The organism is Phyllobacterium sp. TAF24 (assembly GCF_052113785.1).
In the GTDB taxonomy this organism is placed as follows: domain Bacteria; phylum Pseudomonadota; class Alphaproteobacteria; order Rhizobiales; family Rhizobiaceae; genus Phyllobacterium.
In genome coordinates, this window is sequence record NZ_JBFRDN010000013.1 from 12,992 (window position 1) to 26,462 (window position 13,471).

12 protein-coding genes are annotated in these 13,471 nt (G+C 53.6%); 6 read left to right on the plus strand and 6 right to left on the minus strand.

Annotation, left to right across the window (positions count from 1 at the left end):
• Positions 1-95 precede the first annotated feature (95 nt).
• From AB4Y96_RS12985 to AB4Y96_RS12995, 3 genes are all read right to left on the minus strand, one after another.
• Positions 96-1,013, minus strand: coding sequence for a 3-hydroxyacyl-CoA dehydrogenase (locus AB4Y96_RS12985; RefSeq protein ID WP_441917845.1), 918 nt, complete (start codon positions 1,011-1,013; stop codon positions 96-98).
• Positions 1,014-1,017: 4 nt separating this feature from the next.
• A complete protein-coding gene (locus AB4Y96_RS12990; protein ID WP_441917846.1) occupies positions 1,018-2,520 on the minus strand; it encodes a CoA transferase in 1,503 nt (500 codons plus the stop codon).
• A gap of 88 nt (positions 2,521-2,608) precedes the next feature.
• On the minus strand, positions 2,609-3,589 hold the full coding sequence (locus AB4Y96_RS12995; RefSeq protein WP_441917847.1) for a 3-hydroxyacyl-CoA dehydrogenase NAD-binding domain-containing protein: 981 nt from the start codon (positions 3,587-3,589) through the stop codon (positions 2,609-2,611).
• A 322-nt stretch (positions 3,590-3,911) separates the two neighbouring features.
• On the opposite strand from AB4Y96_RS12995, the gene AB4Y96_RS13000 reads away from it, so the two are divergent.
• The 3 genes from AB4Y96_RS13000 to AB4Y96_RS13010 all read left to right on the plus strand — a co-directional run bounded on the left by AB4Y96_RS13000 (position 3,912) and on the right by AB4Y96_RS13010 (position 6,389).
• On the plus strand, positions 3,912-4,775 hold the full coding sequence (locus AB4Y96_RS13000; RefSeq protein WP_441917849.1) for a LysR family transcriptional regulator: 864 nt from the start codon (positions 3,912-3,914) through the stop codon (positions 4,773-4,775).
• A gap of 61 nt (positions 4,776-4,836) precedes the next feature.
• Entirely contained in the window at positions 4,837-5,610 is a 774-nt protein-coding gene (locus AB4Y96_RS13005; RefSeq protein ID WP_441917850.1) for an SDR family oxidoreductase, read from the plus strand.
• Between the two features lie 89 nt (positions 5,611-5,699).
• Entirely contained in the window at positions 5,700-6,389 is a 690-nt protein-coding gene (locus AB4Y96_RS13010; RefSeq protein ID WP_441917852.1) for an alpha/beta hydrolase, read from the plus strand.
• A 357-nt stretch (positions 6,390-6,746) separates the two neighbouring features.
• Here the strand turns inward: AB4Y96_RS13010 and AB4Y96_RS13015 are convergent, their stop codons facing one another.
• Entirely contained in the window at positions 6,747-7,619 is an 873-nt protein-coding gene (locus AB4Y96_RS13015) for an NmrA family NAD(P)-binding protein (RefSeq protein WP_441917854.1), read from the minus strand.
• 45 nt (positions 7,620-7,664) lie between these two features.
• Positions 7,665-8,087 (minus strand): DoxX family protein, encoded by a 423-nt coding sequence (locus AB4Y96_RS13020; RefSeq protein ID WP_441917856.1) that lies wholly within the window; start codon positions 8,085-8,087, stop codon positions 7,665-7,667.
• Between the two features lie 119 nt (positions 8,088-8,206).
• On the opposite strand from AB4Y96_RS13020, the gene AB4Y96_RS13025 reads away from it, so the two are divergent.
• On the plus strand, positions 8,207-9,112 hold the full coding sequence (locus AB4Y96_RS13025; RefSeq protein WP_441917858.1) for a LysR family transcriptional regulator: 906 nt from the start codon (positions 8,207-8,209) through the stop codon (positions 9,110-9,112).
• A 160-nt stretch (positions 9,113-9,272) separates the two neighbouring features.
• Here the strand turns inward: AB4Y96_RS13025 and AB4Y96_RS13030 are convergent, their stop codons facing one another.
• Entirely contained in the window at positions 9,273-9,635 is a 363-nt protein-coding gene (locus tag AB4Y96_RS13030) for a hypothetical protein (RefSeq protein ID WP_441917860.1), read from the minus strand.
• A gap of 612 nt (positions 9,636-10,247) precedes the next feature.
• Between AB4Y96_RS13030 and AB4Y96_RS13035 the strand changes: the two genes are divergently transcribed.
• Together AB4Y96_RS13035 and AB4Y96_RS13040 are read left to right on the plus strand one after the other, a co-directional pair.
• Positions 10,248-11,816 (plus strand): ABC transporter substrate-binding protein, encoded by a 1,569-nt coding sequence (locus tag AB4Y96_RS13035; protein WP_441917861.1) that lies wholly within the window; start codon positions 10,248-10,250, stop codon positions 11,814-11,816.
• A gap of 87 nt (positions 11,817-11,903) precedes the next feature.
• Positions 11,904-13,463, plus strand: a complete 1,560-nt coding sequence (locus tag AB4Y96_RS13040; RefSeq protein WP_441917863.1) for an ABC transporter substrate-binding protein — start codon at positions 11,904-11,906, stop codon at positions 13,461-13,463.
• The last annotated feature ends 8 nt before the right edge of the window (positions 13,464-13,471 follow it).

The following is a 13,471-nucleotide window of genomic DNA, read 5'->3' on the forward strand; positions in this document are numbered from 1 at the left end:
GTAGATGTCCAATATGCTGCAGCGGACAAGGGTTTTTCGCAAGCATCATTGCACCAAACATTCTTTCATATACCACCCTGAACCCAAACTCAGCCTTACTCAGCACAATAGGCAAGGCCAGTGGTAGCTCCTGCACTCTGGTGAATTGTAGCCATGTTACCTCCGTCCATTGCCAGTACACGGATGGCTCCACTCAAATCGCTGAGAAAAACACGCCGTCTCTCCAAATCCAAAGCAAGCCCGATGCCTTCCAGTAGCCCGGTTGCCAACACCTGATGGTTCATTAGTCCTTCCGGCGTGATGTTGGCACGATTCAAACTGTTGCCACCTTCCAAATCGCCTCGATCCGTCCAGTAAAGCTGGTGGCGATCATGATCAATTTCGATGTCTATTGGCTCTGGCAACGCATCAAGGAGAAGTTCGACATCGGCACGCGTTTCTGCTGTAGCACCTAACGGCAGGTCGATGCCCATGCGAAAAATGCGACCTCGTCCGGCATCAGGAGGGCCTTTCTGAGTCCAATATATATGCCTGTTTTGCATGTCGAGCGCGATGCCTACACAATGACGCAGGATGTCGTGCGTATCTTCTGGCCAATTGCCGGTGCGCAGGAGCAATTTGAGTTCACTGCCATCCACGCGGCAGCGCATCACTGCCATACCCTCGCGATCACACCAGTAGAGCAGACCGTTAGTCGTGTCGAGCTGAAGCTGTTTCGGCGTTACAATAGTGCCAGCACTGACCAGCACTGCATGTTTTTGTCCGTCAAGACTACAACACTCGATCGACCCGTCGCGATTTATGAAATCCTCACCGATCTTCGGTCTGACACCCATATTGGTCCAGTAGATAATCTTGCCCGGACCATCTACCTGAATGCCATCTGGTATTCCGGCGAGGTTAGAGATCACCTGTTCTGCGACACCACGATCAGGATCGAGGGAGATAATCATAGGCGGCTGTGCCTGCAGGATGTATAGCCGTTCTGGGGTAACTTTGTTGCTATTATCCATGACTTCAGTCTCGCCGAAGCCACTTAACGTTGGATGCCTTACGTGGCTCGCGCGGCAACCATTCCGCCCGGCTTGATCCGATCGGATTAATAATCGGATTGGACCAGTACTCCGGCGTCTTCGACATGCCAACCTGAGAGCCAAGACGTGTAAATTCACCGAACGCCGTCTGGCCCATCTGAAGGTGCGGAGGAAGCGGCTTGTGGTCGTCTCCAAGTGTGTCAAGTTTCATCAGGGTGTCGGAATCGATGAGGCCGATTGCCTGTTCAAGCATAATCGTTTGAGCAAGGTTGACCGACACACGATAACTGCCACCTTCGCGTGCCCTTCGCAGTAGCGCGGCTTGAACTCCAATGGCCGCCAGATATCCGGTCATGAAGTCGCAAACAACGTTGACATCATTTGGCAATCGGGGTTGGTCTGCTGACCCGATATCGCAAAAAAGCCCTGTCAGGCCTCCTGCGATGAAGTCATATCCGATCCAGTCGGCCCAAGGCCCTTTCGGCGCGTTGAGACTCATGTCAACACAGATAATTCCAGGCCGGTGTTCTGCTAAGGTTTGAGCGGAAAAGCCCCGTCGGGAGGCCATGTGCGGGCGCAAGTTTTGAACAAACACGTCCGCTTCTCTCGCAAGCGCGTAAATATCGCCAATGTTCGCATCGCTCCTGACGTCCTTGAACGCTTGCCTGATTCCCGCGTAACACTGCCAATAAATGGCTGGCAATTCGACCCAATGTGAAGAATTCAGATTAAGGCAGTCAGCGCCCTGCGCAGCCAATTGGCGCAGCACTGTAGGACCTGCCACGACGTGAGTCATCCCCAACACCCGCAGTCCGGATAAAGGACGTTCCCCGCTCGGCAGTGGCTCCGCAGGGCTCTCTCCGATTTTCTCAATATGAATAAGAGGCGCGGCAGCATTGTATTTGTATTGTTCCGTCGCCCTGTATTCATCACTTGTTCGACATATTGCCAATGGAACACCCGCATTTTGCGCGGCTTTTTCCAGATCGGCTGCATCCCATTGACGCGTCGCTTTTTCGAGCTGTTCAGGCAGAATGCCGCAATTCAACAGCTTACAAACTCTTTCAGTATTGGTGGCATAAAGTGATGCGAGGATAACCCAGCGATTGTCACGCGTGGGAAGCAGCAGCGCGCCCAATTGGCCAATATTCCCTCCCATCATTTGGGACGTGCCGTTCATTGTCGTATATTGGGCAAGATTTGCCTGCCAAGGGCTCTGGGTCACGTATGATTTTCTAAGATCCACGTGTATATCTTGACCTTCTCCAGTGCGCTCGCGCCATAGAATTGAGGTTGCGATCGAATTTGCTGCAATAACAGCTGCTGAAATTGCTCCCACTTTAATGTGCGTTCTGCGGATGGGGTCCAAGCCCGCAAATGTGAGATTGCCTCCCTGAAAAGCCCTATCCAATCCTGCTTCGTTCAAAATGAGATCGACAACCTGTGCTAAATCAGCGTGATTTTTAACGATGGGATAGTCGAGCATAGTCCCTCACAATTCGTTCAAATTGGTCAACATGTTCATAATCACATCCACAATGCTCTCGGAGAGCGCGAAGATTGGTTCGTTGCGGTCAAGTCCCAGCAGATACCGCGACGCCATCAAGCGCTTTAAGGATAGCAACTTGTTTCTCGTCTCTATTCTCCGCTAGTTCCATGATTGAACGATCGCCATAAAACTCCTGCGCCTGATCAATGAGGAGCCGGCTGGTTTCAAAGTCAAAGGATACAGATCCAAATGTGGACCACAGCTGCTCCATTCCCCCCTTACCAAGGTGTTCGACAAAGTGCGCCATTCCGCCGGATCCGCCTCCGAGATGAAACGAAAGGAATGGGCCGTTTGATGCCCACCGAATGCCGAGGGAATTGGTGACGATATCGTCAAGATCCCGTATCGAAACAATACCTTCGCGAACCAAGTACATGCATTCCCGAAAGATTGCGGCCTGAAGCCGGTTGGCAACGAAGCCGGGTATTTCTTTTTTCAATTCCAGCGGAACCTTGCCAACCCCACGGTAGAAAGCCATGACGCGCGCAACCAACGTGCGGTCGCATTTGGGGACAGGTACAACTTCAACCAATGGCATCAGATGAGGCGGATTGAAGGGATGGCCGATCATAAGTCGTTCCGGCTGCTTCATACTTCCGCTTTGAACGGAAGCGGGGATGCTGGAACTGGAAGACAGGAACAGCGTGTTGTCTGCCGAAGCGGCTTCAATCCTGCGCCAAAGATCATTCTTGAAATCGATCCGCTCCGGTCCACATTCCTGGATGAGATCCACGTCAGCAACAGCCATTGCCAAATCTTGTTCGAATGACAATCTTTCCATCATTCCATCTGTGCAGCAGCCCAATTCGGAAAGGGCAGGAATAGCACCGTCGATCAAAACTTTAACTTTGTCGGCAATAAGAGGATCAGGGTCATTGATTGTTACCGCCACACCGTGTGCAAGAAACAACGCTGCCCAGGACGCTCCGATAACACCGCCGCCGACGATGGTTGCCTTCTGCACGCCACTCGCCTGCAGATCTTCCCGACAGTTCTGATACTGCATAGCTTCTCCTTCAGCGGTAGCTTAACGTCTACCCGTAAATCCCAAAGTGGACCGAGCGCGCCAGCCTGACCAAAATGCGACACCTGCAACTCCCTTATGACCACTTGGCCCGTGGTAGTTATGCAATCGGCATGATGGCAGTGGGAAACAAAAAACCTTTGTGGAATCGACAATCAAAAATTGTGGGACTTATTTAAATTTGGAACTAATCTCACTTGGAAAGTCGTTTAATTATGTTGGTCATTACGTTGTCTTCCAACTTACATGGCCACGAATAATATTGCGCGGCGCGCAACGATTGTAATGCAAGGAGAATTCAAACATGTTCAGTCGGGCGATTGATCCAGTACTGATGGATATGTTGGTTTGCCTGGCAGAAGAAGGTAGCTTTACCGGCGCTGCTGAACGTATGCATCTCTCTCAACAGGCAATAAGCGCACAGGTGAAGCGCCTTGAGGGCCTGGTCGGGCAGCAAATCGTCACACGATCGCATCAGGATATTTGCCTCACCACCGCAGGAGAAACTTTGCTCATCTATGCGAGACAGGTGTTGAGAATAGCAGAACGAATTCGCCGACAATTCTCAGCGATTGAATTGGAAGGCTCGATACGCTTCGGCTTCACACCTGGCTTTGGTCTTCCTATGCTATTTCCTTTGCTGACGGAAATCAGGCGTCTACATCCCAGATTTGAGCTGCTTTGTGAAACAGAAAGAACGGTCAATCTGATATCAAAGTTGGATGCTGGCAGTCTTGACGTGAKTATTGGCGCTCAACAGGAAGGTGAAAAACGGGGGGAGACACTTCTTAGGGAGAAACTGCTTTGGGTCGGAAATGCAGAGCAGATTTTACAGCCGAATACACCAATTCCCTTAGTGATGTTACCCCGCCCAACGTTTCTTCGCGATCATATATTCCAGCTTCTGGATAACGCGAACATGACTTGGACCATATTCTTCGAAAGCGATGATGTGATGGCTGCCCGTGCGGCCGTCCAATCTGGTTGGGGAATGTCTTTATTCAATCGTATTCTACTTTCGGGTGACGAGGTACTTGCAACGGATATTGCACAAAAGCTTCTCCCCGATGCGGGACACATAGAATTCTTCTTACGCCACAATAGCCGTGGGGACGACACGATTAAGTCTTTTGCAGATGTGCTGCGAAATGTCATCCGAGATTTGTGATCATCGATTTTTATGAACGCGTCCACAGCGGGTGACCGCGTATAGCTAAGGAGACCAAGGTATGACCGATCATGCGATCAAGGGGAAAACCGTCCTTATAGCAGGAGGCGCGAAGAATCTGGGAGGATTGATTGCCCGCGATCTAGCTCAGCACCGGGCCAAGGCTGTTATTATTCACTACAATACCGCGGCAACAAAGGCGGCAGCCGACGAGACCGTCGCAGCGGTGAAAGCACAAGGCGCCCACGCCATAGCCTTCCAGGCTGACCTGACAACAGCGGGAGCAGTGGAACAACTCTTCACCGATGCAATAGCAGCCGTCGGCAAACCCGACATTGCCATCAACACTGTTGGCAAAGTTCTAAAAAAGCCATTTGTCGAGATCACCGAGGCAGAATACGACGAAATGACTGCGGTAAACTCAAAGACAGCTTTTTTCTTCCTAAAAGAGGCGGGTAGACATCTCAATGACAACGGTAAGATCGTTACACTCGTGACGTCGCTATTGGGTGCATACACACCATTCTATTCTGCCTATGCAGGCACCAAAGCGCCAGTCGAACATTTCACACGTGCAGCGTCAAAAGAGTTTGGCGAACGCGGCATCTCCGTTACAGCGATCGGGCCGGGTCCGATGGATACACCGTTTTTCTACCCTGCCGAAGGCACGGATGCGGTCGACTATCATAAATCCGCAGCTGCCTTGTCTAAGTTCTCGAAAACAGGGCTTACCGATATTCAAGATATCGTTCCCTACATTCGTTTCCTCGTATCCGACGGGTGGTGGATGACAGGCCAGACTATTCTGGTCAACGGCGGCTATACGACCAAGTAGTTTCATTTGCATAGCGGATCGCAAGGTAGGGTGGAAAACCATCTTTTCATACAATTTTTGATTGCTTTTCAGCCAAGGGAGAAAACCAGATGTCACAGACTCCGACGATTATTCTCGTGCATGGATTTTGGGGTGGGGCGGCTCACTGGAGCAAGGTTATTGTTGAATTGAAACGGCTCGGCCATACGTCGCTGAAAGCCGTGGAACTGCCTTTGACGTCGCTTGCGGATGATGCGGAGCGCACGCGCAAAATGATTGCGCAGGAGAGCGGTCCCGTGCTGCTGGTGGGCCATTCCTATGGCGGTGCTGTCATTACCGAGGCGGGCAACCACCCGAATGTGGTGGGGCTGGTTTATATTGCAGCCTTTGCGCCCGATGCGGGCGAAAGCCCCGGCGGCATCACGCAAAAGAACCCWCCGGCTGGTGCTGCCAATCTTGCRCCMGATAGCGATGGCTATCTYTGGGTSAAGCAGGACAAGTTCCACGAAAGTTTCTGTCAGGACCTGACCGCCGATGAAGGRCTTGTGATGGGTGTGACGCAGAAAGCGCCGCTTGCCAGCACATTCGGCAATGAGATCAGCAATCCGGCGTGGAAGTCCAAAAACAGCTGGTATCAGATTTCCAGTGATGACCACATGATCCATCCGGCCAATCAGGAATTCATGTCGGGCCGCCTTGGCGCCAAGAAGATCATCACGCTGAAAGCCAGCCATGCTTCGCTGGCTTCAAAACCCGTTGAAGTTGCCGCATTTATCGATGATGCTGCCAAATATCAGTGATGTAAGAGGTTATCCATTGTCATCTGCGATAGCGAGAAAGGTCGATCCGCCTGCCTCGTAAAATAGCCAGAAGTGGAGGTGGTCACATGGCCAATGTCCTTGGACAAGCGTGCTTTAACCGCGATTTGAGCTAATGACATCGAATGACCGAGATGGGGCCGGGAGCAGTCGGGCCGCTATGAAATGAAGAGACGCGGATAGCGGATTTTTACCAAGCCAAAAAGTCCGCTATCCGGAGATTCAGAAGATTGGGCAGGAGTAGACGCGCATCGTGTTGGCTTGAACTGTTGGGTGCTCCCCTCGACGCGTTCGACGCAGGAGCGGGTAGTCTCTGTCATGGCTGATCCTGCCCGGGGCTTAGGTCTTGGCGGCGTTCTGCGCGGTCTCGAAGACTTCGCGTGCGGACGTTGTACCCGCTATATATTCCGTACCCTCGGCTCCGAGGTCCATCCATCCCGCATTCACGGCCTCGTACATTTCTTCAGCAGATCCGGTGTGGCCTTTCGGAATGCCGAATTGCTCTAACGCTTCCGCCCACCCTGCACGCGGGATTGCAAAGGCTTTCACGTCGAGATTCAGGACTTCGCCCAATTGCTCGGCGACTTCATCCGCGCTGACCATCGAACCAAGCTCGACGATGCGCTGCCCCGACCACGCTGGCCCGGTCAAGAGGGTTGCGACCTCCGCGCCGATGTCGTTCGTCGCGACCATGGTCGATTTCCGGTTTGTCGGATTGTAGAAGGCCGGTAGCGTTCCGCCCTGGGCGACGTGCAACCCGTAAAGGAAGTTTTCGAAGAATCCGCCTGCGCGCACGAAGGCGACCGGAGATGTCAGGTTGCGAAAACCTTGCTCCAGGAGCGACAAGGCCATGATCACCCCGTGCCCGCTGGTTCTGTTCGCGCCCATCGACGAAAGCGCGACCACGCGTGGCGGCGCTGCCTTGGTGAGCGCCTCGACATAATTTGCAATCACGCCCTTTGCTTCTTTGTAATCGGGCGACGGCGCCCAGACAGGGGGCAACATGACATACGCGCCTTCGACGCCTTTGAGCGCCCGCTCGATGGCGGCCGAGTCATTCCAGTCGCCGTCAACCAGCTCCACACCCTGGTCCGCCCAACCAGCCGCCTTTTCGCGATTACGGACGAGCGCGCGTACTTTCTTGCCTTGTGCCAACAGATGTCGTGCCGTTGCACCACCGACTTTTCCGGTAGTTCCCATTACTAAAAACATGCGTTTTCTCCTGATGTTGAGGGACAGAGCACTGCCCTTGTTGATTTAACGGATGAGCGGCAGAATGGCGCGGATGCGGGGATCGCGCGCATAGAGGCCGCCCCAAGTCATCGCGCCTAGAAGCAGGGAGATAAGTTCCGGCGGCGACCCCAATTCACCGATGCGGACATGGGCGCAGATGGCACCTCCCAAAAAGCCTGTCACCAGGATCGCGCCGAGGACGGCGGTGGCCGGAATGGCGTAGAGGATGGCACAGGTGAGTACGATCGGACCCACGACGCGGGTCAGGTCCATCGCGAACCCGGTTTCCTGCAACATGCCCGCAATCTGTGCCGGCGCGAAAAGCTGAATAGTACCGTCTGCCACCAGAGCGATAACGACAATCGCGCTCATCATGCGGCCGGCCCACAGGACGCGATGTAAGGTCATAGTTTGAGGCACCTGATGTAAGTTCATAATTTCGGACATTTGTCATTCTCCGATGGGGGATCCCAGTATTCGGAGCTTACTGTGTCTCTTGGATATGATAAACACGGAGGAAATGAACTCACTGTTCTCTCTGTGGAGAACAATAGCGAGGCACGAAAATGCAGAATCTCGAACCCATCCTCATTTTCATAAGGGTAGCGGAAATGGGGAGCTTCACCCACGCAGCCGATAGCCTGGGCATCCAAAAGGGAAGGGCTTCAATGGCAGTCCGGAAGCTGGAAGAAGATATCGGTGTCAGGCTCCTGCACCGGACCACGCGCAGCGTGCAGTTGACGGAGGACGGACGCGCATTTTATGCCCGCGCCCGCGATCTGCTTGCTGAAGTCGATGACCTGCACTCGATGTTTGCAGGCGATCGTGTGGCACTGCGCGGGCGTTTACGGGTCGATCTTCCGACCGAGGTGGCGCGCACAATGATCGTGCCGGCCTTGCCGGATTTCATGGCGGCTCACCCCGAGTTGGAACTGGAGGTGTCGAGTACGGATCGGCAAGTCGATCTGGTTCAAGAGGGGTTCGACTGTGTATTGCGGCTTGGACCCATAAGAGACGAGACGCTAATCGCCCGCCCACTGGGTCTGTTGCGCATGGTCAATGCTGCCAGCCCCGCCTATCTGGCGCGCTATGGTGTCCCGCGATCGCTTGAAGATCTCCTGCGTCAGGAACATCGGACAATTCATTTTTCGACGATATTGGGCGCAAAACCCTATGGATGGGAATATCCGGACGGCGACAGCTACGCGACGCTTCAGTTACCAGGTGCGCTACACGTCAACAGCGCGCAGACCTACGAAGCTGCTGCCCTTGCCGGCCTTGGCCTGATTCAGGCGCCGCTGTTGGGGATTGGCCGATACCTAGAGAGTGGAACGCTTGTGGAGATCATACCAGATTTTCGACGCGGGGCGCTCGCCGTGTCCCTCGTCGTAGCGCATCGAAGTAATCTGTCGCGCCGGGTCCGCGCATTCATGAAATGGATCGAAGGTGTGCTGACACCGTATCTCGAATAGGTGGCCGCTTTCGGAGTCACTCACTTTGCCCGGGAACGCGGGGATCAGGGCGCTTAGGAAACGGAGAAGAATCCTTACGAAGCTTCGCTCCATAATGATGCTCGCGAACCCGATTCTCCATCTAGCGATTCAGGGTATTTTGACGTGAATGAAGAAAGGACTATTGACGCGTCACAGCCAGCGGAAATCTAACCTCGTTATATATAGCTTCCTCCTCGTTGCTATTCTCGTAAAGAACAAGCAGGTTTGGAATTTTTCCATCCCTAATTGCATGAAAAATATAAACCTCGTCAAATCGCTGCAAATGGGAGCCGTGAGTTGCGTGATACGGCAATTCGTTTGGATCCGCGGATTCAGAAAATGTAATGTCGTAGATTATATCTTCGCCATGAAATACGATATCAAAAGAGCGGAGCAGATCCCTTCGATCAACAATTGAACGTTCGATTTCCTCAACGACATTTGGATCAAAGTTCTCTTCGAGATTAAAATCCCGGTCATAGTATCGCACACACCACGGCATTTTTCTTGCCTCGAATTGTTACTCAATGCAAATGATCAGTCTCTTTCAGGCCAACCGCGTGAGCAAGGCGATGCAATTTGACTTCGTCAATCTCAAGGCCGCCTTCCATTCTCGCTATTTCGTCCCGCGTGAATCCAGAGGTAATGCAGAGAGCTTCACCTGAATAGCCAAACTTATGCTTTGATGGGAATGCCGCGCTGCGAGGCAACTATCGGCAAGTCAAACTGAACGTTACCAAGGACTTTTATGGAGCAGTTAGCAGATTCAAACTTTGTCATAGGTGAACGATGTCAGGAGTGTGGTTACAAAATTGCTTGCCTTTTCCTTGGCAAGAACCTCTGTCCACTCGGGACTTCCCCGCAGAATTAAACCGGGATAGATGCCGTCGACCGCAGCTACCTCGACGCACTTGATAGGGGTTGTTTGCGAGGAACCTATCCAATTTCCTGAGAAACAGATTCGCCACCGTTTAAACTGTATACTTTATTGGTGCCAATAATAAAGAAAATTGTCGACAATATAGTTGACAAAGCGGAATCCTTGTGGCCTATGGAAGGAAATAAAAGTCGCAGCCATGCTTAGCGACAGCGCTCACGGGAGGAGGAAATACCGATGACGCGACTGCAAAAATCCGTCTTGGTGGCAATGACATCGTTGCTATTGTTTGGAACGGCGGCAGAGGCTGCGACACTGCGGTGGGCCGCGCAACGGGACATATTCTCACTCGATCCCTATTCCTACGGCTCGACCTCCAATCTGGCATTTCTCAATCACATCTATGAGGGCCTGGTCCGCTACACGCCGGAATTCAAGGTTGTTCCGGCGCTGGCCACGGAATGGCAGCTCATCGACAATAAGTACTGGCGTTTCAAGCTCCGCCAGGGCGTGAAATTCCACAATGGGGCGGACTTTACCGCGGATGACGTCATTGCATCGCTTAAGCGCGTGAGTGATCCGAGCTCGCCGTTGAGGGGTAATATTCCACTCTACGTCGGGTCGAAAAAGGTCGACAATTATACGGTCGATATCGAAGTCTCGGCGCCATCGCCGCTCTTCCTCAACGATCTGACGAACATCTTCATGTTCAATGCGCAATGGCTGGTCGACAACAAGAGCGAGAAGCCCACCGATGTGGGCGCGCAGGTCGAGGGCTATACAACCTATCACACCAACGGAACCGGGCCTTTCAAGCTCGAAAGCCGCGTTCCCGACGCCAAGACGATCCTTATCGTGAACGACGCCTGGTGGGACGAGAAAAAGCATAATATCGATCGCATTGAGTTTACGCCGATTACATCCGCGGCAACGCGGGTAGCTGCTCTATTGTCAGGAGAGGTTGATCTGGTTGACGCGGCCCCTATCCAGGATATCAGTCGCCTTGAATCAACGCCGGATATCAAGGTCGATAAGCGCTCGGATCTGCGAACCATTTCCATTGCATTCAATCGCCGGGAAAAGCTGACGGACGGTCGTGACAATCCGTTCAACGATCTGCGGGTGCGGCAGGCGTTCGACCATGCGATTGACCGGGATCTGATCAACAAGAAAGTCATGCGCGGACTGGCGCATCCCGCCGGAACATTGGTTGCGCCGGAAATACCGGGCTACAGCGCGGAGCTGGACAAGCCTGCGACCTATGATCCGCAATTGTCGCGCAAGCTTCTGGCCGAGGCCGGGAAGAGCGACCTTGCCTTTACCTATCTTTGCATGAACGATGAAAGCGTGAACGAGGAGGACGTTTGCTCTGGTGTCGTCAACATGCTGACGCGTGCCGGCTTCAAGCCAACGCTCGACATCGGCCCACGGGCCGTGCAGACACCAAAACGCTCGAGCGGTAAATCCGACGTGTACATGGTGGGCTGGGCCAACGAGCCCACGCTTGATGCCTATTCGATCCTGGTTCAGGTGCTTTCCACCCGTCATGGCGCCGATGGTGTCGCAAATTATGGCGGCTGGTCCTATCCCGAACTCGACAAGATGGTCAAAGAGGCCGCCACGGAGCAGGATCGCGACAAGCGCCTGGCCATTGAAACCGCCGCGCTCAAATTTGCCAAGGATCAGGCAATCATGATCCCGCTGCACCAGCAGCCAATGGCATGGGCGATGACCAGCAAGATCGAGAACGTCGTAATTCGGGCTGACAACAAGCCGCGGCTTTGGCTGACGCGCATGACCGACTGATCTGCAGCGCCTTTGGCGCTGTCTGATAACCAAGGCAAGACCTCCGTTCAAGGAGGCGGCAAACGTCCAGAAGCGGAGCAAACCACAATGTTGAAGCAACTTGGTCTCGCGGCCACGGTGGCGATGAGCCTGATTTTTCCGGCCCAAGCCGCAACACTCAAATGGGGTGCGCCCCATGATATATATTCGCTCGATCCTTATTCTTATGGGGACAGCTATACGCTTGCTTTCCTGAACCACGTCTATGAAGGCCCGGTTCGATATGACGCCAAGCTGAAGATTGAACCGGCCCTTGCCACATCGTGGGAGACGGTGTCGGACACGGTCTGGCGGTTTCATCTGCGCAAGGGAGTGAAGTTCCACAACAGTGCGGGTTTTACCGCCGATGACGTCTTGGCCTCGCTCACCCGCGTCAGCGACAAGACCTCGCCCCTGCGTGGAAATCTGCCCGCCTACAAATCGGCAAAAAAGGTTGATGACTATACCATCGACATCGAGCTGACGGGCCCGTATCCGCTTCTGCTCAACGATTTGACCAACATTCACATCTTCAATGCGGCTTGGCTCGCCGACAACAATTCGCTGAAGCCGACCGACGTCGGCGCAAAGCTTGAGGGCTATGCGACCTATCATGCCAATGGCACCGGCCCTTTCGTTATTGAAAGCCGGGTACCGGACAGCAAGACGGTTCTCGTCAAGAATCCGAATTGGTGGGACAAGTCCGAAACCAATGTCGATCGTATTGAATTCACGCCGATAACATCGGCAGCCACCCGTGTTGCGGCTCTCCTGTCAGGCGAGATCAACTTCACCGATAACGCCCCCTCCCAGGACCTGCCCCGCCTCTCGGCCCAGCCTGAACTCAAGGTCATGGAGCGGACTGATCTGAGGACGGTCATGATGGGGTTCAATCGCAAGCCGAAGCTCACCAACGGTGATGACAACAAGTTCAACGATCTACGTGTGCGGCAGGCATTCGCCCATGCACTCGACCCGCAATTGATCCAGAAACGCATCATGCGCGGTAAATCGCGCACGGCGGGTGCGATCATTGCCCCCGAAATTCCGGGTTACATCGAGGCGCTCGACAAGCCGGTGTCCTACGATCCTGAACTCTCCAAGAAACTGTTGGCAGAGGCTGGAGCAAAAGATTTCGCTTTCACGCTCGTGTGCACGACAGACGCTTATGTCAACGAAGAAGAGCTCTGCCAGGGTATAGTCAACATGCTGAGCCGTGCCGGCTTCAAACCGCAGCTCGATATTGCACCGGTGGCTGCTCAAACGCCCAAACGCACCAATGGCAAGGCTGATGTCTATCTCATCGGTTGGGCGAACGAGCCGATGCTCGACAGCTATTCCATCCTGCTTCAGATGATTCAGACGAAGACGGACAAAGCCGGTGTCTTCAACTGGGGAGGCTGGAGCTATCCTGAAATCGACAAGCTGGTCATACAGGCCTCGACGGAGATGGACAGGAGCAAGCGGCTGGCGCTGCAGACCAAGGCCCTGCAGATGGTCAAGGATGAGATCATCATGCTTCCCTTGCACCAGCAGCCCATGGCTTGGGTGATGACGGACAAGATCGACCATATCGTTCAACTGCCCGACAACAAACCCCGTCACTGGTTGACGCATTTTGCCAAGTAGAAGTGGCG

Coding starts and splice junctions, on each gene's coding strand:
- AB4Y96_RS13035 (WP_441917861.1), top strand. CDS start 10,248: ATGACGCGACTGCAAAAATCCGTCTTGGTGGCAATGACATCGTTGCTA.
- AB4Y96_RS13005 (WP_441917850.1), top strand. CDS start 4,837: ATGACCGATCATGCGATCAAGGGGAAAACCGTCCTTATAGCAGGAGGC.
- AB4Y96_RS13030 (WP_441917860.1), bottom strand. CDS start 9,635: ATGCCGTGGTGTGTGCGATACTATGACCGGGATTTTAATCTCGAAGAG.
- AB4Y96_RS13020 (WP_441917856.1), bottom strand. CDS start 8,087: ATGTCCGAAATTATGAACTTACATCAGGTGCCTCAAACTATGACCTTA.
- AB4Y96_RS13040 (WP_441917863.1), top strand. CDS start 11,904: ATGTTGAAGCAACTTGGTCTCGCGGCCACGGTGGCGATGAGCCTGATT.
- AB4Y96_RS12995 (WP_441917847.1), bottom strand. CDS start 3,589: ATGCAGTATCAGAACTGTCGGGAAGATCTGCAGGCGAGTGGCGTGCAG.
- AB4Y96_RS13025 (WP_441917858.1), top strand. CDS start 8,207: ATGCAGAATCTCGAACCCATCCTCATTTTCATAAGGGTAGCGGAAATG.
- AB4Y96_RS12990 (WP_441917846.1), bottom strand. CDS start 2,520: ATGCTCGACTATCCCATCGTTAAAAATCACGCTGATTTAGCACAGGTT.
- AB4Y96_RS12985 (WP_441917845.1), bottom strand. CDS start 1,013: ATGGATAATAGCAACAAAGTTACCCCAGAACGGCTATACATCCTGCAG.
- AB4Y96_RS13015 (WP_441917854.1), bottom strand. CDS start 7,619: ATGTTTTTAGTAATGGGAACTACCGGAAAAGTCGGTGGTGCAACGGCA.